Below are 16,565 nucleotides of genomic sequence, written 5' to 3' on the forward strand. Positions count from 1 at the left end.
AGCGGCCCTGCGGGTTGCAAAGCAATAAAATCTATCGGGCCTATAACCGCAATCGGCCTTGCCCCCGACCCCCGCATCCCGTTATACGCGGCCCGCAAAACGGAGACTCCCTATGGAGATACGCGAAGGACTGACCTTCGACGATGTTTTGCTGGAACCCGGCGCATCCGAGTTCATGCCGGCGATGGTCGATGTCTCGACCCAGCTGACGCGCGACATCAAACTGAACATACCGCTGCTGTCGTCCGCCATGGACACGGTGACGGAAAGCCGCCTGGCCATCGCCATGGCGCAGTCCGGCGGTCTGGGCGTGCTGCACCGCAATATGACCATAGAGGAGCAGGCCGACGAGGTCCGCGCCGTCAAACGCTATGAGAGCGGGATGGTGGTCAATCCGGTGACGGTCGGCCCGCAGACGACGCTGGGCGAAGTGCGCGAGATCGTTGCGCGCAAGAAGATCACCGGCTTCCCCGTCGTGGATCCGGCGACGGGCAAGCTGGTCGGCATGCTGACCCACCGCGACATGCGCTTCGAGAGCGACCTGAACGTCACCGCCGCCTCGCTGATGACCACCGGCGACCTGATCACGGTGCGCGAAGGCGCCAGCCGCGACGAGGCGCGCGAGCTGCTGAAGACCCGCAAGATCGAACGCGTCATCGTGGTGGACGAGGATTATCGGGCCGTCGGCCTGATCACCATGAAGGACATCGAGAAGGCCCAGGCCTTCCCCAACGCCGCCAAGGACGAGCAGGGCCGCCTGCTGGTCGGCGCAGCCTCCACCGTCGGGGACGCCGGTTACGAGCGGGCGATGGCTCTGGCCGAAGCGGGTTGCGACGTGGTGGTGATCGACACCGCCCACGGTCACTCGGCCTCGGTCGCCCAGGTGGTCGAGCGGATCAAGCGCGAGAACAACCGGCTGCAGATCATCGCCGGCAATGTCGCCACCTATGATGCGACGCGGGCTCTGATCGACGCAGGCGCGGATGCGGTGAAGGTGGGCATCGGTCCCGGCTCCATCTGCACCACGCGCATTGTCGCCGGCGTGGGCGTGCCGCAGCTGACGGCGGTGATGGACTCCGCGCGGGCGGCCAAGGGCACGGGCGCCTCGGTCATCGCGGACGGGGGCATCAAATATTCGGGCGACCTGGCGAAGGCCATCGCGGCGGGCGCCAACGTGGCCATGATGGGCTCGATGTTCGCCGGCACGGATGAAAGCCCCGGCGAGGTCTTCCTGTATCAGGGCCGCAGCTACAAGTCGTATCGCGGCATGGGCTCGGTCGGGGCCATGGCGCGCGGCTCGGCGGATCGGTATTTCCAAAAGGAAGTCTCGTCCGAGAAGCTGGTGCCCGAGGGCATCGAGGGTCAGACCCCCTACAAGGGGCCGATCAGCCCGGTCCTGCACCAGATGGTCGGCGGCCTTCGCGCCTCCATGGGCTATGTCGGCGCCGGCACGATCCCGGAGTTCCAGGAACGCGCCCGCTTCGTGCGCATCACCGGCGCGGGTCTGCGTGAAAGCCACGTCCACGACGTGATGATCACGCGTGAAGCGCCCAACTATCGGCAAGGGTAGGCGACCATGACGACCGAACTCACCTATCTGGCCCTGACGCTGATCCTGGCCCTGGTTCAGATCTTCCTGCCCGCCGGGGCGCGGACGGCCGAGTTCGGGTCGAAATGGAATGCGGGTCCGCGCGACGAGACGCCGGAGGCGAAAAAGCCGCTGACCGGCCGTCTCGAACGCGCCGAGGCCAATCTGTACGAGACTTTGCCGCTATTCATCGGCGCGGTGCTGATCGCCCATGTCATCGGCGCGTCCAGCGCCCTGACGGTGTGGGGCGCAGCGCTCTATTTCTGGGGGCGGGTGGTCTATGTGCCGCTTTACGCCTTCGGCGTTCCCTATATCCGGTCGCTGGTCTGGGTGGTCTCGCTTGCGGGGCTGGTCATGGTCCTGGCGTCCCTGTTCTTCGTTTGAAAGCCTGAATTGACCCCAGCCGCTCGCCTCGCCGCCGCCGCCTCCGTCCTGGACTCCATCGCCCAGGGCCGCCAACCGGCCGAGGCCGTCATGAAGGCCTGGGGCACGGCCAACCGCTATGCCGGGTCCAAGGACCGGCGCGCCATCGCCGACCGGGTCTATAAGGTGCTGCGCGCGCGCGGCCGCCTGTCATGGATCATGGGCGGGCGCGAGGACGGCCGGGCCCTGGTCATCGGTTCGCTACACGCCATCGACGGCCTGTCGCTGGAAGAGATCGAGGCCCTGCATTCGGGCGACGGCTATGGCCCTCGGCCCCTGTCGAAACAGGAGCGCAGCCGCATCATGGCGGGGCAGGGCGAACTGCCGGGCTGGGTCGCCGCCGGCCTGCCCGAATTCGTGGTCGAGGATTTCAAGGCCACCTTCGGCGACCGCTGGGCCGAGGAAGCCCACGCCCTGATGGCGCCGCGCGCGCCCATCGACCTGCGCGTCAATGATGCGGCCGCCACGATCGATGCGGTCGAGGCCGAGCTGAAGGCCGCTGGTCTGGACGTTTCGCGCACGCCCTGGTCGGCCGTCGGCCTGCGCGTGCCGTCGGAACCGCCGCCCAACATCCAGGCCCTGGAAGGCTTCAAGGCCGGCCGGTTCGAAATCCAGGACGAGGGCAGCCAGGTCGTCTGCTGGCTGGCGGGCGCCGCACCCGGCATGACGGTGGTGGATTACTGCGCCGGCGGCGGCGGCAAGACGCTGGGTCTGGCCCAGGCAATGCAAAAGCAGGGCAAGCTGGTCGCCTCCGACGTCGTCAACAAGCGGCTGGAGAACATCCGTCCTCGCCTGCAGCGTGCGGGCGTCGAGGCGGATCTGGTCCTGATCGGTCAGAATGGCGGCGGTCTGGAAGACCTGAACGGCCAGGCGGATCTGGTCTTCGTCGATGCGCCCTGTTCGGGCTCTGGCACCTGGCGTCGTCGGCCCGAGGACGCCTGGCGTCTGACGGCCGAGGAGGTCGAAAAACTGCACGGCCTGCAGGTGCGTATTCTCAGCCAGGCGACCAAGCTGGTGAAGCCGGGCGGCCGTCTGGTCTATGTCACCTGTTCGATGCTGGCGCGCGAGAACGAGGCCAGCGTGGACGCCTTCGAGGCTTCACATCCTGAGTTCCGCCCGGTCGCCGTCACCGATGTCCTGTCGGCGCCGCAACTGAGCCAGGCGGCGCAGGCGAAGTTCGCCGAGCTGTCGTCCGAGGCGCGCCTGCGCCTGTCGCCGGCCTCGGCCGACACCGACGGCTTCTTCGCCGCCGTCTACGAGCGCGCGGCATGAAGCTGGCGCGGCATGGCGGGGTCTCGCTGCTCTACGTCATGGCCGCGCCTGCTGAATACGGCCCGCACCTTCAGGCCCGGATCGCGCCGCTGATGACCGGCGTCGGTCCGGTTGAGGCCGCCGTGAGCCTGGGCGCCGCCCTGGCGCGGCTGGAGGTGGCGGGCGATCTGCCGGATCTGATCGTATCGCTGGGCTCGTGCGGGTCGCGGGTGCTGGAACATGCGGCGGTCTATCAGGCCGCGTCCGTCGCCTATCGCGACATGGACGCCAGCCCGCTGGGTTTTCCGAAGGGCGTGACCCCCTTGCTGGACCAGCCCGCCGTCCTGCCTTTGCCGTGCCCGATCCCCGGCGTGCCGACGGCGACCCTGTCGACGGGGGCCAACGTCGTGTCCGGCGCCGCCTATGACGCCATCGACGCCGAGATGGTGGACATGGAGACCTGGGCCCTGGTCCGCGCCGCCCAGACCTTCGGTGTGCCTCTGATCGCCTTACGCGGCGTGTCGGACGGTCGCGCCGAGTTGAAGGCTTTGGAGGACTGGACCTCGACCCTGCATCATGTGGACGAGAACCTGGCCGCCGCCCTGGATCGCTTGATCGCCGTGCTGGAGGCCGACGGACCCGCCGCTCTTGAGCTTCCCGCCCTTGAAATATCGGCCCCGCCCGGCCAAGACCCCGCCCAACTTCCTGCCCCGGATTCGATCACGCCATGACCACGCCGCAAGACCACCAAAAGGTCCTCATCGTCGACTTCGGAAGCCAGGTGACGCAGCTGATCGCGAGGCGCCTGCGCGAGGCCAGCGTCTATTGCGAGATCCATCCGTTCCAGAAGGCGGAAGCGGCTCTTGCGGCCATGAATCCGGCGGCCATCATCCTGTCGGGCGGTCCCGAGAGCGTGCATGAAGAGGGCAGTCCCCGCGCGCCGCAGGGCGTGTTCGAGGCGGGCGTGCCGGTTCTGGGCATCTGCTACGGCGAGATGACGATGTGCGAGCAGCTGGGCGGCAAGGTCGAGGGCGGGCACACGCGCGAGTTCGGCCGCGCCGAGATCACGATTCAGAAGACCTCGCCCCTGCTGGCCGACCTGGCCCCTGTCGGCGAGAACGAAGAGGTCTGGATGAGCCACGGCGACAAGATCGTCGCCATTCCGCAAGGCTTCGACGTGGTGGCCTCATCCGAGGGGTCACCCTATGCGGTGATCGCCGACGAGGCCCGTCGCTTCTACGGTGTGCAGTTCCACCCCGAGGTGATGCACACCCCGCGCGGCCATCAGATGCTGAAGAACTTCACCCACGGCATCGCCGGGCTGAAGGGCGACTGGACCATGGCCGCCTATCGCGACGAAAAGATCGCCCAGATCCGCGAACAGGTCGGCGACGCCAAGGTTATCTGCGGCCTGTCGGGCGGCGTCGACAGCTCGGTCGCCGCCGTCCTGATCCATGAGGCCATCGGCGATCAGCTGACCTGCGTCTTCGTCGACACCGGATTGCTTCGCAAGGACGAGGCGACCCAGGTCACGACCCTGTTCCGAGAACACTACAACATCCCGCTGGTGCATGTTGATGCGTCGAAGGAATTTCTGGGCGAACTGGCCGGGATTTCCGACCCAGAGACTAAGCGCAAGACCATCGGCCGGTTGTTCATCGAGGTGTTCGATCGCGAGTCCGCCAAGATCGAGGGTGCCGAATTCCTGGCGCAGGGCACCCTCTATCCGGACGTGATCGAGAGCGTCTCCTCGTCCAGCGGCAAGGCCCACGTCATCAAGAGCCACCACAACGTCGGCGGCCTGCCGGACTATATGAAGCTGAAACTGGTCGAGCCTCTGCGCGAGCTGTTCAAGGACGAGGTCCGTGCGCTGGGCCGCGAACTGGGGCTCAGCGACGCCTTCGTGGGTCGCCATCCGTTCCCCGGACCGGGCCTGGCCATCCGTATCCCCGGCGAGATCACGCCGGACGCCGTCGAGACCCTGCAACAGGCCGACGCCATCTATCTGGACGAGATCCGCAAGGCCGGCCTCTACGACAAGATCTGGCAGGCCTTCGCCGTGCTGCTGCCGGTCAAGACCGTCGGCGTCATGGGGGACGCCCGCACCTATGAAAAGGTCCTGGCCCTGCGCGCCGTCTCCTCCACCGACGGCATGACCGCCGACTTCTACCAGTTCCCGTGGGACGTCCTGTCCAAGACCGCCACCCGCATCATCAACGAGGTCCGCGGCGTCAACCGCGTCGTCTACGACGTGACGTCCAAGCCGCCCGGGACGATCGAGTGGGAGTGATTCAGGGCTTTCGAAGTCTTTCGGCGGCGCTTTGAAATATAGCGCTAAATCACTGACTTGCAAGATAAATGCTTTCGCAGCCTCTCGATACCTTTCGAGGGGCTGCTTTCGTTTTTGTCGGTCGCTCCGACGGTCCCGCCGCCATTGCTCGCGGAGACTCCGCTCCATACCGTCATAGGGCCGAGGGCGTCCTGACGGTCTTTTTTCTGAGCCAAGCTGCGGATTTGGCTGAGGAAAAAGATCCCGAAAGGTCCCGAAAACGCCTGACGGTCTTTTGGAGTGAAAACGGCATGCTCACCGACGCTGAATTGCGAAATACACGTGGAAAAACGAAGCCTTACAAAAAGACCGACAGGGACGGTTTGTACGTCCTCGTAACACCGACAGGCGGCATCGCTTTCAAGTACGACTACCGCTTCAACGGGCGGCGCGAGACGGTCACGTTCGGCGCCTACGGCCCGACCGGGCTCTCGCTCGCCAGGGCGCGGGAGAAGCTGGTCGAGGCGAAGCGCCAGATCGCCGAAGGCGTTTCGCCGGCGCTGGACAAGCAGCGGGTCAAGCGCCGGCTGAAGGAGGCCCAGAGGTTCGAGCAGGTGGCGATCCGATGGATGGATCATGCTCCGATGGCGGACAGCACCCGCAACATGCGGCGGTCCATCTTCAACCGGGAAATCCTGCCTCAATGGCGCACCCGCCTGCTGAACGAGATCACCCCCAACGATCTTCGCGCCCACTGCAAGACGATCGTCGAGCGGGGCGCGCCGGCGACGGCCGTGCACGTGCGCGACATCGTCAAACAGATATACGCCTACGCCATCCTGCACGGGGAGAAGATCGACAATCCCGCCGACGGGGTGGGGCCGGCCTCGATCGCCACCTTCCGGCCACGTGACCGGTCGCTGTCGCCAACGGAGATCCGGATCGCGCTGAGCCTGCTGGGGGAGGTGGCGACCCTGCCGACGATCCGCCTCGGCATGAAGTTCATCCTGCTGAGCATGGTTCGCAAGAGTGAGCTGCAGGATGGCGTCTGGGACGAGGTCGACTTCGCCAATGCGGTCTGGTCGATTCCGAAGGAGCGGATGAAGCGGTCGCGGCCGCACAACGTCTATCTCTCGACCCAGATGCTCGACATCCTGATCGCGCTGAAGACCTGCGCCGGAAACTCCCGTTACATCCTGCCCTCGCGCTATGACGCCGACGCGCCGATGTCGCGGGCGACCTTCAACCGGGTGACCTCGGCGATCGCCGAGCGGGCGCGCGAGCGAGACCTGCCGCTGGAGCCCTTCACGGTCCACGACCTGCGGCGCACCGCCTCGACGCTGTTGCACGAGATGGGCTTCAACTCGGACTGGATCGAGAAATGTCTGGCCCACGAGGAGCGGTCGTCCCGCGGCGTCTACAACAAGGCCGAGTTCGAGGCCCAGCGCCGTCACATGGCCCAGGAGTGGTCGAACGCCGTGGACGCCTGGGAGGCCGGGCGGGCGTTCACGCCCGTGCTCGTCATCCCGGAAACGGCCGGACCTCGCTTCGATCCGCGGCTCTGACCGGTCGGCTGACCCGCTTGCGCACGTCGGGCGGCGGAGCCCTGCGGATCGGCTTGGCCCGGCGAAGCGCGAGCCAGGCCTCGACCTCGGCGAGATCCCAGACCACGCAGCGCGGCGTCAGCAGGAACCGTCTCGGAAACTGGCCGCGCTGCTCCATCTCCCAGATGGTGCTGTCGGCCAGGGGCACCATCTGGCGCAACTGGGGCTTCTTGATCGTACGCTTCAGCGGGGGGTCGGCCTGGGCCATCGAATATCTCCACAGTGTCGTGGGAATCGAAGTCGAAAGACCGCGTCAGGCCTAGCCGCCAACCTCTCGACCGTAGGCTTACTGCGTTGTGCGCGGAGAGGGCTTGCACATATCCATATTTCGACTAATTCGGAACTATGGAAACCGAACCCGCGATCCTGGCGCTCGCCGCCCTGGCGCAATCGACGCGGCTGGAGGCGTTCCGCCTGCTCGTGCGTCACGAACCCGGCGGCTTGCCGGCCGGTGAAATCGCAAACCATCTGGCGATCCCGGCCAACACCCTGTCGTCCCATCTGGGCGTCCTGACCCGCGCGGGGCTGATCCGCTCCGAGCGTCGCAGCCGGTCGATCATCTACCGGGTCGATCTGGACCGGCTTCGCGACCTGGTCCTCTTCCTGCTCAAGGACTGCTGCGGGGGCCGGGCGGACCTGTGTGAGCCTCTGCTGGCTGAACTCGCGCCCTGCTGCCCCTGAGGATCCCGTGGACATCGTCATCTATCACAACCCGGCCTGCGGGACGTCGCGCAACGCGCTTGAACTCGTTCGCCACCTCGGCATCGAGCCGCACGTCGTCGAGTATCTGAAGACCCCGCCGTCGCGCGCCATGGTCGCCTGGCTGGCCGAACGCACCGGCGCGCCGCTGCGAGACCTGTTGCGCGAGAAGGACACGCCCTTCGCCGAACTGGCGCTCGGGAATCCCGACCTGACGGACGATCAGCTTCTGGACGCGATCGAGGCCCATCCGATCCTGCTCAACCGGCCGATCGTCGTCAGTCCCTTGGGCGTCAGGCTCTGCCGGCCGTCCGAAGCCGTGCTTGACCTTCTGCCCGCTGAGGGCCTCAAACCCTTCACCAAGGAGGACGGCGAGGTGGTCATCGACGTCGACGGCCGGCGGGTGGGACGATGATCGATACGCCCGTGTCGGAGGCCGCGCCGCCGCGCCGCCTGTCCTTCCTCGACCGCTGGCTGACGGCGTGGATCTTCGCCGCCATGGGTCTGGGCGTCGCCTTGGGAACCCTGGTTCCCGGCCTTCCCGCCTGGGTCGACAGCCTTTCGGTCGGCGCGACCAACATCCCGATCGCCATCGGTCTGATCCTGATGATGTACCCGCCGCTGGCCAGGGTCCGCTATGAGGCGCTGCCGCGCGTGTTCGCCGACAGGCGCGTGCTGGCCCTGTCCCTGTTCCAGAACTGGGTGCTGGGTCCGGTGCTGATGTTCGTCCTTGCGGTCATCTTCCTGCGCGATCAGCCCGAATACATGACCGGCGTCATCCTGATCGGCCTGGCGCGGTGCATCGCCATGGTGCTGGTCTGGAACCAGCTGGCGCGGGGCGACAACCAGTATGTGGCCGGGCTCGTCGCCTTCAACTCGATCTTCCAGATCCTGTTCTTCAGCCTCTACGCCTGGATCTTCCTGACGGTCCTGCCGCCGCTGTTCGGCCTGCAGGGCAGCGTGGTCGACGTCAGCGTCTGGACCATCGCCGGCGCCGTTCTGATCTACCTCGGCCTGCCGTTCCTGGCCGGCTTCCTGACCCGCCGCAGTCTGATCGCCCGCCGGGGCGCCGACTGGTACGAGCGCCGCTTCCTGCCGCGCATCGGGCCGATCACCCTGGTCGCCCTGCTGTTCACCATCGTGGTCATGTTCAGCCTCAAGGGCGGCGAGGTGGTGGCTCTTCCGCTCGACGCCCTGCGCATCGCCATTCCGCTGACCATCTACTTCCTCGTCATGTTCGTGGTCAGCTTCCTCCTGGGCAGGCTGATCGAGGCCGACTATCCGCGCACCACAGCCCTGGCCTTCACAGCGGCCTCGAACAATTTCGAACTGGCCATCGCGGTGGCCATCGCCGCGTTCGGGCTGACCTCGCCGGTGGCCTTCGCGGCGGTCATCGGGCCGCTGGTCGAGGTGCCGGTGCTGATCCTGCTGGTGTCGGTCGCGCTGTGGATGGGCCGGCGCTGGTTCCCGGACACCGCCCCGCCGGCGGACGTCGTCTGATGATCGGGCTTCACCGCGTCGATGCAAACGATTCCGGTCTGATCGCCGCGCTCAGAACCGAGGGCCTGCCGGACCCCGGCGCCGGCCGCTACTTCCGCGCCGACGACGACAGCGCCCTGGCCGGATACGTCGGCTTGGAAGGGCAGGGGCGGGACCTGCTGCTGCCCTCCCTGGTCGTATCCGCCCACAGGAAGGCGCAAGGCCTCGGAAGCCGCATCCTGACCGCCGCCGAAGCCGTGGCGAGCGACATGGGCGGGGAACGTCTTCACCTGCTCACCACGACGGCCGAGCCCTTCTTCATCCGGCGCGGCTTCGTCGCCGCCGATCGGGAGACCGCGCCCGAAGCGATCCGGCGAACCGGCGAGTTCACGGACATCTGCCCGGCCTCGGCCGCCTATCTCACCAAGGATCTCGGATGACCTTCGCGCGTCTGCGGCCGCTGCCGGATCCGGATCATCTGCCGGCCCTGGACGCGGCTTTTCTGTCGAGCGATCCGGCGGGCGGCCTGGGTCCGCACGACCACCCGCCACGCATTCTTCTCCTGTACGGGTCGCTGCGCGAACGCTCCTACTCGCGGCTCTGCGTCGAGGAAGCGGCCCGCCTGCTGCAGCGCATGGGATGCGAGACCCGCATCTTCGACCCGTCCGACCTGCCCCTGCCGGGCGCGCCCGGCGACGACGACCATCCGGCGGTGCGCGAGTTGCGCGAGCACGCCCTGTGGTCGGAAGGCATGGTCTGGTGCAGCCCGGAGCGGCACGGCCAGGTGTCCGGCCTGATGAAGCTGCAGGTCGACCATCTGCCGTTGAGCCTGGGCGGCATGCGCCCGACCCAAGGCCGGACGCTCGCGGTCATGCAGGTGTCGGGCGGCTCCCAGAGCTTCAACGTCGTCAACACCCTGCGCCTGCTGGGCCGCTGGATGCGGATGATCACCATCCCCAACCAGTCCAGCGTGGCCAAGGCCTTCCAGGAGTTCGACGAGGCGGGGCGGATGAAGCCCTCGGCCTACTATGCGCGCATCGTCGATGTGATGGAGGAACTGGTGCGCTTCACCATCCTTGTCCGGCCCCACGCGTCCCAGCTCGTGGACCGCTATTCCGAGCGCAAGGCGGCCGGAATTCCGGTCGACGCCGCCGCCGATCTCCCGGCTATCGCCATCGCGCGTCAGGCTTGAGGCCGCGTCGGCGGCGGCTTGGGGCGTCGCGCGCTTGGCAAAGGTCGTAAGTCGCCACTTCTGGGGAAATAAGCTGGCGTCTTGGCGTAACTCGCCAGAAGTGGCGAATTGCGATTCACCCTGTTGAGACCCGCTTCTTGAGCGGAGCCGCCCCGCCCAGAGTCCCGCCGGCGCCGTAGGAGGCCGCCTATCCTCGATCGACCAGGGAGTAGCTCGTGCTGCGCCCGCCGCCTTCATCCTTCACGAGGATGCCCCGATCCACCAGATCGTTGATGTCGCGCAAGGCCGTGTCGGGCGAGGACTTCGTCAGCGCCGCCCATTTGGTCGAGGTGAGCTTGCCTTCGAAGCCGTCGAGCAGCCGGTTGATGACCGTGCTCTGGCGCCCGCTCAACGTCTGACCGGCGAGCGCCTCCCAGAAGCGCGCCTTGCGCATCACATGGGTCAGGGTGGCTTCCGCGCCGTCGAACGCGCGATCGAGGCAGCCAAGGAACCAGTCCAGCCAGAGGGTCACGTCAAGCGCGCCTTTCTGGGTCGTCTCCAGGGTGGCGTAGTAGTCCTTGCGCTCCAGCCGGATCTGGGCGGACATGCTGTAGAAGCGCTGGGCGCTTTTCTCGGAGCGGGCGAGCGCCATGTCGGCGATCGCGCGTGCGATCCGGCCATTCCCGTCGTCGAACGGGTGGATGGTCACGAACCACAGGTGAGCGATCGCGGCCTTGAGGACCGGATCCGTCCGCGGCTCGTCATTGAACCAGTCGAGGAACACCCGCATCTCGTCCTGCACACGGGCGGCGGGCGGCGCTTCGTAGTGCACGCGCTCTCGTCCGAAAGGGCCCGAGACGACCTGCATCGGGCCGGAGTTCTCGTTGCGCCAGGCGCCGACGACGATCTTCGTCATGCCGCTGCGCCCGGTCGGAAACAGGGCGGCGTGCCAGGCGAACAGGCGGTCCTCGGTGAGCGGAGACGCAAAGTTCTGGGTCGCGTCGAGCATCATCTCGACCACGCCGTCGACGTTGCGGTCCGCAGGGGCGAGGGCTCCGATATCCATGCCGAGGCGGCGGGCGATCGAGGATCGCACCTGATCCTTGTCGAGCAGTTCGCCTTCGATTTCGCTGGACTTGAGGACGTCTTCGGTGAGGGTCTCGAGAACCGCTTCAGCGCGCAGGTCGAAGCCGAGCGTATGCATCCGGCCAAGTAGAAGGCCCTGGCGGTGACGGACCGCCGCGAGGCGATCGGCGAGCGCGTCAGCGCGCCAATCCAGACGCGGCCAGCCTTCGATCTCGTGGATGTACTCCGCCATTCACCGCACTCCTTGCGGAGAATATGGGCGTTATTCGCCGTAAGAGCAAGGCTATTCTCCGCGCATGGTGCGGAGAATAGGGAGCTTAATCTCCGCACACCAAGGCTGGGCTCTCACAGCCATCGGCTGCAGCCCCGCATCTTTGGTATCCGCGGATCGTTCGGGTATCGGCGCCCTCGTGCCCAAGCGGCGCCGATATCCTTGCCGACGGGCCGCAGTCTGAGGGCCGCAGACGGAGACGGCCGCTCAAGAGGCCGGCCGCGCGCCCTTCGGCGTCCCATGCCGAGAGAAGCCGACCACGAGGATGGCGATCGTCAACAGCTGAACGGCGACGCCTTCGACGGTCGGATAGAGGCCGAGGATCTCGATGCGGGGGATCCAGGCCAGGGGGTGGACATCGAGCCAGCCCGCCTCCTGCAGCGCCGCCACCCCCTTGCCGACCAGGACGACCGAGAGGACAGCCATGAGGATCGGGCTCAGGGAGAAGAACCGGCCGATCGGCAGGCGCTTGCTGTAGGCCAGCAGGGCCCAGGCCACCACGGCCAGGATCGCCACCGCCGTCAGGGCGCCGGCCAGCATGCCGACATGGCCGCCCTGGCTCCATATCGCCGCATAAAACAGGATGGTCTCGAACACTTCCCGGTAGACCACCACGAAGGCCAGCAGGAACAGGAACCAGGCCGACCGTTTGGACAGGGCGTGGGAGAGCTTGTCGCGGATATAGGTCTGCCAGGCGTCGGCGTGCGACTTGCCGTGCATCCAGATGCCGACCGAGACGAGCACGACGGCGGCCAGAAGCGAGCCGAAGCCCTCGGTGAGCTCCCGGCTGGCGCCGCTGATGGAGATGAAGAAGGTCGCGGCCGCCCAGGTGGCGCCGCCGGCGACCAGCGCGGCCACCCAGCCGCCGTGGACGTAGCGCAGCACCTCGGGGCGTTCGGCCTTCCTGAGGAAGGCGATCATCGCCACCACGATGAGCAGGGCCTCCAGGCCTTCGCGCAGCAGGATGGTGAAGGCGCCGAGGAAGCTGGCGAGATTGTCCGCCTCCTGGGGCGCGAGGGCCCGCTCGGCCGTGTCCAGCAGGGCGTTCGCACGCGCGACCCGGTCCGCGACCTCCCGGGCGGGCGCGCCCCGGCTGATCGAGACGCGCAGCTCGGTCATAGCGGTCTCGACCCGGCGCATCAGGGCGCTGTCCCGGGCGCCGAGGGCCGGCTCGATCGGCTCGACGCCGTCGAGGTAGGCGGACAGCGCCAGGTCCGTCGCCGCCTTGCGGTTGCCCCGGCGATAGGCCGCCTCGCTCTCCGCCAGGCGCGTCCGCGCCAGGGTCAGCGTCGATCCGGCCGGGCGCGCCGCCGCCTCGGGATGACGCCGCAGATAGGCGGTCAGGGCTCGCGCCCGGGGTTCGCCGAGGCGGGTGGCCAGGTCGGCCGGCGTGGTCTGGGTGAGGGCGGCCAGGTCGGGGAAGGCCGCACGGACCGCGGGATCGCCGTCCCACAGGCGCTTGCCATCGGCGGCTTCGGCGTCGGTGAAGGCGAAGCGGCCGACATAGAAGGCCAGCGCCCAGCGGTCCTCGGCCGGAAGGTGCGAGAAGCTGGCCATCGCCGTGCCCTCCAGCCCCTGGTCGATCACCTGGTAGAGGCCGAAGACGCTGCGCTGGCGGGCGCGCTCCAGGTCGGCGAAGGCGATCGCCGGCGGGTCGAGCCCCTCGGCGCCCGGGCCGTCGGCGCGACCGGTCGCGCCGTGGCAGACAGCGCACTGCTCGGCATAGAGGGCGGCGCCGCGAGCCAGGTCGGGCGGGAACGAAGGCGCCAGCGGGCTCGGATAGGCCGTCAGCACCGCGCCGGCCAGGGCCTTCGCCCGGGCGCCGACGACGGCCGGATCGGCCTTGTCCCGGATGGCCGCCTGCAGGCCCGCGGCGTCGCGCGCCAGAGCGGCCTTGGCCGGGTTGGCCGGCAGGGCGTCCAAACGCGTCCGGATCTGGGTGCTGAACTCGATCATCTCGCCGTATTCGGCCGGGTTGACGATCTCGCCATCGGCCACAGCGCCGGCGTAGTCGACCGCCACATAGTCGAGCAGCCGCCAGGCCACCTGGGCCTCCGAGGCGGACGGGGCCTGGGCGAGGGCGGGGCCAGCCAGCGCCATGGCGAACAGCAGGGCGAGCAGGTGGAACAGAGGACGCATGGGAAACCTAGTTGTGAGCGGCTCGCATTAGCATTCGCGCCGCGAGACTGTCGCGCTCAAAGCGACGCCGGGTGATCGTGCAGGGCTTCGATCACCTTGCAGGCCGAGACCCGGCCACCGGCGCATTCCGCCGTCATCCGCGAGAGCTCGCCTTGCAGCGCCCTGAGCTGGGCGATCTTCTGCTTCACCTCGGCCAGGTGGCGTTCGGCGATGACGTTCGCCTCGGCGCAGGGCCGGTCCGGGTGATCGGACAGGTCCAGCAGGGAGCGGATCGAGTCCAGGTCGAAGCCCAGCTGGCGTGCATGCCGGATGAAGGACAGGCGGCGCTCCGCCGCGTCGTCATACATGCGCCGGTCGCTGGCGGTGCGCGGCGGCGCGGGAAGCAGGCCGATCTCTTCATAGAAGCGGATTGTCGGAACCTTGACGCCGGTGGCGGCGGCGAGCTTGCCGATCGGGCGCAGGCCCGATGAAGCGGGGGAGGGCTGGGTCATTGTGTCGTCTCGGGTTTGACGGATGGCCGGAGGGCGACCCGGCGCGGGATCATCGGCCGAGCCCCATGAGGACGAGGGCGACGCCGAAGGCGGCGATGGTGGAGGTGCCGGTGAGGGCCATGCCGAACGCTCGGGCGGCCGCGCCCCTGGCGTAACCCAGGGCGAAGAATACCCGGCCGGCCAGATAGAGGGCGACCAGCACCGGCAGCAGGATCATCTCCTCGCCCCGCAGCACGGTGGCGAGGACCAGATGGGCGCCCACCGCCAGGACCGTCTGTTCGAGGGAGTTCTGAAGTACGGCGGCCGGCACGGCCAGCCGGGCGCTGGGCGACCCGTAGGCTGCGCCCGGCCGGTCGGCGTCCGATCGGAACCGGATGCTGGCCACAGCCCTCAGACAGCCGCCGAGCCACAGAAAGACCGGCAGGTCCGCCTTCAGCGCGTAGGCCAGCCGATCGGCCGTCGCCATATCCGGCGTGGCGCCGAGCAGCGCGGGCGGCAGCCATAGCCAGGCGGCGGCGACCGCCGCGGCGCTCAGCGCGATCGCCGCCGCCGAGCGGGCGGCGATCTCTCTCTGTTCGGCGTTCATCGGCCTCATGGTGGGTTCGCTCCGGCTCGGTCCGCATCCTAACTCCTCCAGTCGCTGGAGGATCAAGACCCGTCGGCGAGTCCGGAGGTTCGGCCGCGGGCGCGAATTTCCGCTTGATCCTCCAGCGACTGGAGGATGCATCCTCATGATGACAGGTGGAGAGCCATGACCGAACGTCCCTTATCCTCTGAACCGGCGGCCTCCGGCTGCGGCTGCGGCGCGACCGTGAAGTTCGACGGCGCCACGCCGGCCTATCGGCGCATCCTCATGGCGGTGATCGCCATCAACGGGGCCGCCTTCCTGGCCATCGCCGGCGGCGCGGCCCTGCAGGGCTCGGCCGCCTTGGGGGCCAACGCCCTCGACTTCCTGGCCGACGCCGCCACCTACGGCATCAGCCTGGCCGTGATCGGGCGCACGGTCGCCGTGCGGTCCGGAGCGGCCTTGGTCAAGGGCGCCAGTCTCGCGGCGCTGGCGCTGTTCATCCTCGGCTACGCGATCTGGCGCGCCACCTCCGGGGCGCCGCCGGAAGGGTTCGTCATCACCGGCCTGGGCGCCCTGGGCTTCTTCGCCAACGCCCTGGCCGCGCTCCTGCTGGTCCGCCACCGCGAGGGCGACGCCAATGTCCGCTCGGTCTGGCTGTGCACGCGCAACGACCTGATCCAGAGCGTGGTGGTCGCCGGCACCGGTCTGGCGGTGTGGCTGACCGCCTCCCGCTGGCCGGACCTGATCGCGGGGGCGATCCTGGCGGTGGTCTTCCTGCAGTCGGCCTGGTCGATCCTGAAACAATCGCGCGCCGAGCTGAAGGCCGCGGCGTGACCGCGAGCTTCACCCCCGCGCTCGGCCACGCCGCCCTGAGCGGCCTCTACAATCCCGCCATCGCCCTGTTGACCCGGGAGCGGGCCTGGCGCGCCCGACTGCTCGACCAGGTGGACCCGGAGGCCGGCGAGACGATCATCGACCTCGGCTGCGGGACCGGATCGTTCGCCGTGTCCCTGGCGCGCCGCGCGCCGGACGCGCGCATCATCGGCCTCGATCCCGACGGCGACATCCTCAGCCGGGCGGCGGTGAAGGCGGAAGCCGCCCGCCGGCCGATCCGTTTCGTCCAGGGCTTCGCGCGCGACGTGGCCTCGCTCGTTGGCGAGGGCGTCGCCGACAAGGTGGCGTCCAGCCTCGTCTTCCATCAACTGCCCATGGAGGAGAAGCGTCTCGGCCTGGCGGCGAGTTGGCGGGCGCTGAAGTCCGGCGGGACGCTGCACATCGCCGACTACGGGCGACAGACGGGCGCGATGCGCACCCTGTTCCGCATCGTCCAGTCGCTCGACGGCTACGAGAACACCCAGCCGAACGCCGACGGCGTCCTGCCCGCCCTGATCGCCGGGGCCGGCTTCGTCGGCGTTCGCGAACTTCATGTGCTGCCGACCCTGACGGGCTCGATCACCTTCTATCGCGCGGCGCGGCCATGACGCGGTTACGAACACGGCGGCGCGTGCTACAGGGCCCCATGCGCA

General features: G+C 68.2%; 18 protein-coding genes. 13 read left to right on the forward strand and 5 right to left on the reverse strand.

Annotation, left to right across the window (positions count from 1 at the left end; all coding sequences use genetic code 11):
• Positions 1–112: 112 nt before the first annotated feature.
• The 6 genes from guaB to Q9R14_RS02905 all read left to right on the forward strand — a co-directional run bounded on the left by guaB (position 113) and on the right by Q9R14_RS02905 (position 7,096).
• Positions 113–1,570, forward strand: coding sequence for an IMP dehydrogenase (guaB, locus tag Q9R14_RS02880; protein WP_066550937.1), 1,458 nt, complete (start codon positions 113–115; stop codon positions 1,568–1,570).
• 6 nt (positions 1,571–1,576) lie between these two features.
• Positions 1,577–1,972, forward strand: a complete 396-nt coding sequence (locus Q9R14_RS02885; RefSeq protein WP_306003443.1) for an MAPEG family protein — start codon at positions 1,577–1,579, stop codon at positions 1,970–1,972.
• Between the two features lie 9 nt (positions 1,973–1,981).
• Entirely contained in the window at positions 1,982–3,283 is a 1,302-nt protein-coding gene (locus Q9R14_RS02890) for an RsmB/NOP family class I SAM-dependent RNA methyltransferase (RefSeq protein WP_306003444.1), read from the forward strand.
• Positions 3,280–3,993 (forward strand): 5'-methylthioadenosine/S-adenosylhomocysteine nucleosidase, encoded by a 714-nt coding sequence (locus Q9R14_RS02895; protein WP_306003445.1) that lies wholly within the window; start codon positions 3,280–3,282, stop codon positions 3,991–3,993. Before Q9R14_RS02890 ends, Q9R14_RS02895 begins: the two co-directional genes overlap by 4 nt.
• Complete coding sequence (guaA, locus tag Q9R14_RS02900) at positions 3,990–5,552, forward strand: glutamine-hydrolyzing GMP synthase (RefSeq protein ID WP_306003446.1); 1,563 nt, start codon at positions 3,990–3,992, stop codon at positions 5,550–5,552. The genes Q9R14_RS02895 and guaA overlap by 4 nt, the downstream gene beginning before the upstream one ends.
• A gap of 290 nt (positions 5,553–5,842) precedes the next feature.
• On the forward strand, positions 5,843–7,096 hold the full coding sequence (locus tag Q9R14_RS02905; RefSeq protein WP_191558081.1) for a site-specific integrase: 1,254 nt from the start codon (positions 5,843–5,845) through the stop codon (positions 7,094–7,096).
• On the opposite strand, the gene Q9R14_RS02910 is transcribed toward Q9R14_RS02905, so the two are convergent.
• The gene (locus tag Q9R14_RS02910) at positions 7,053–7,343 is read right to left on the reverse strand and encodes an AlpA family transcriptional regulator (protein ID WP_185224666.1); all 291 of its coding nucleotides are present in this window, start codon (positions 7,341–7,343) and stop codon (positions 7,053–7,055) included. The genes Q9R14_RS02905 and Q9R14_RS02910 overlap by 44 nt on opposite strands.
• A 137-nt stretch (positions 7,344–7,480) precedes the next feature.
• On the opposite strand from Q9R14_RS02910, the gene Q9R14_RS02915 reads away from it, so the two are divergent.
• The 5 genes from Q9R14_RS02915 to arsH are packed head-to-tail and all read left to right on the forward strand — an operon-like array spanning position 7,481 to position 10,505.
• A complete protein-coding gene (locus Q9R14_RS02915; RefSeq protein ID WP_184272722.1) occupies positions 7,481–7,816 on the forward strand; it encodes a helix-turn-helix transcriptional regulator in 336 nt (111 codons plus the stop codon).
• Between the two features lie 7 nt (positions 7,817–7,823).
• A complete protein-coding gene (arsC, locus tag Q9R14_RS02920; protein ID WP_184272725.1) occupies positions 7,824–8,249 on the forward strand; it encodes an arsenate reductase (glutaredoxin) in 426 nt (141 codons plus the stop codon).
• Positions 8,246–9,334: an ACR3 family arsenite efflux transporter gene (arsB, locus tag Q9R14_RS02925; protein ID WP_184272728.1), complete on the forward strand. Its 1,089-nt coding sequence runs from the start codon at positions 8,246–8,248 to the stop codon at positions 9,332–9,334. Before arsC ends, arsB begins: the two co-directional genes overlap by 4 nt.
• Positions 9,334–9,753: a GNAT family N-acetyltransferase gene (locus Q9R14_RS02930; RefSeq protein WP_185224669.1), complete on the forward strand. Its 420-nt coding sequence runs from the start codon at positions 9,334–9,336 to the stop codon at positions 9,751–9,753. Before arsB ends, Q9R14_RS02930 begins: the two co-directional genes overlap by 1 nt.
• Positions 9,750–10,505, forward strand: coding sequence for an arsenical resistance protein ArsH (gene arsH, locus Q9R14_RS02935; protein ID WP_306003447.1), 756 nt, complete (start codon positions 9,750–9,752; stop codon positions 10,503–10,505). The genes Q9R14_RS02930 and arsH overlap by 4 nt, the downstream gene beginning before the upstream one ends.
• A 187-nt stretch (positions 10,506–10,692) precedes the next feature.
• Here arsH and Q9R14_RS02940 read toward each other — a convergent pair whose 3' ends face one another.
• From Q9R14_RS02940 to Q9R14_RS02955, 4 genes are all read right to left on the reverse strand, one after another.
• The gene (locus Q9R14_RS02940) at positions 10,693–11,802 is read right to left on the reverse strand and encodes a Fic family protein (protein ID WP_191558083.1); all 1,110 of its coding nucleotides are present in this window, start codon (positions 11,800–11,802) and stop codon (positions 10,693–10,695) included.
• Positions 11,803–12,048: 246 nt separating this feature from the next.
• A complete protein-coding gene (locus Q9R14_RS02945) occupies positions 12,049–13,980 on the reverse strand; it encodes a cytochrome c/FTR1 family iron permease (protein WP_306003448.1) in 1,932 nt (643 codons plus the stop codon).
• A 56-nt stretch (positions 13,981–14,036) separates the two neighbouring features.
• Positions 14,037–14,441 carry a helix-turn-helix domain-containing protein gene (locus Q9R14_RS02950; RefSeq protein ID WP_185224826.1) on the reverse strand — a complete coding sequence of 135 codons (405 nt, stop codon included), beginning with the start codon at positions 14,439–14,441 and terminating at the stop codon, positions 14,037–14,039.
• Positions 14,442–14,520: 79 nt separating this feature from the next.
• The gene (locus Q9R14_RS02955) at positions 14,521–15,066 is read right to left on the reverse strand and encodes an MAPEG family protein (RefSeq protein ID WP_184272767.1); all 546 of its coding nucleotides are present in this window, start codon (positions 15,064–15,066) and stop codon (positions 14,521–14,523) included.
• A 156-nt stretch (positions 15,067–15,222) separates the two neighbouring features.
• Between Q9R14_RS02955 and Q9R14_RS02960 the strand changes: the two genes are divergently transcribed.
• Both Q9R14_RS02960 and Q9R14_RS02965 read left to right on the forward strand, forming a co-directional pair.
• Entirely contained in the window at positions 15,223–15,873 is a 651-nt protein-coding gene (locus Q9R14_RS02960; protein ID WP_184272770.1) for a cation transporter, read from the forward strand.
• On the forward strand, positions 15,870–16,520 hold the full coding sequence (locus tag Q9R14_RS02965; protein ID WP_306003449.1) for a class I SAM-dependent methyltransferase: 651 nt from the start codon (positions 15,870–15,872) through the stop codon (positions 16,518–16,520). Before Q9R14_RS02960 ends, Q9R14_RS02965 begins: the two co-directional genes overlap by 4 nt.
• Positions 16,521–16,565 lie beyond the last annotated feature (45 nt).

Origin of the sequence: Brevundimonas sp. C43 (assembly GCF_030732185.1) — a bacterium.
Taxonomy (GTDB): domain Bacteria; phylum Pseudomonadota; class Alphaproteobacteria; order Caulobacterales; family Caulobacteraceae; genus Brevundimonas; species Brevundimonas diminuta_C.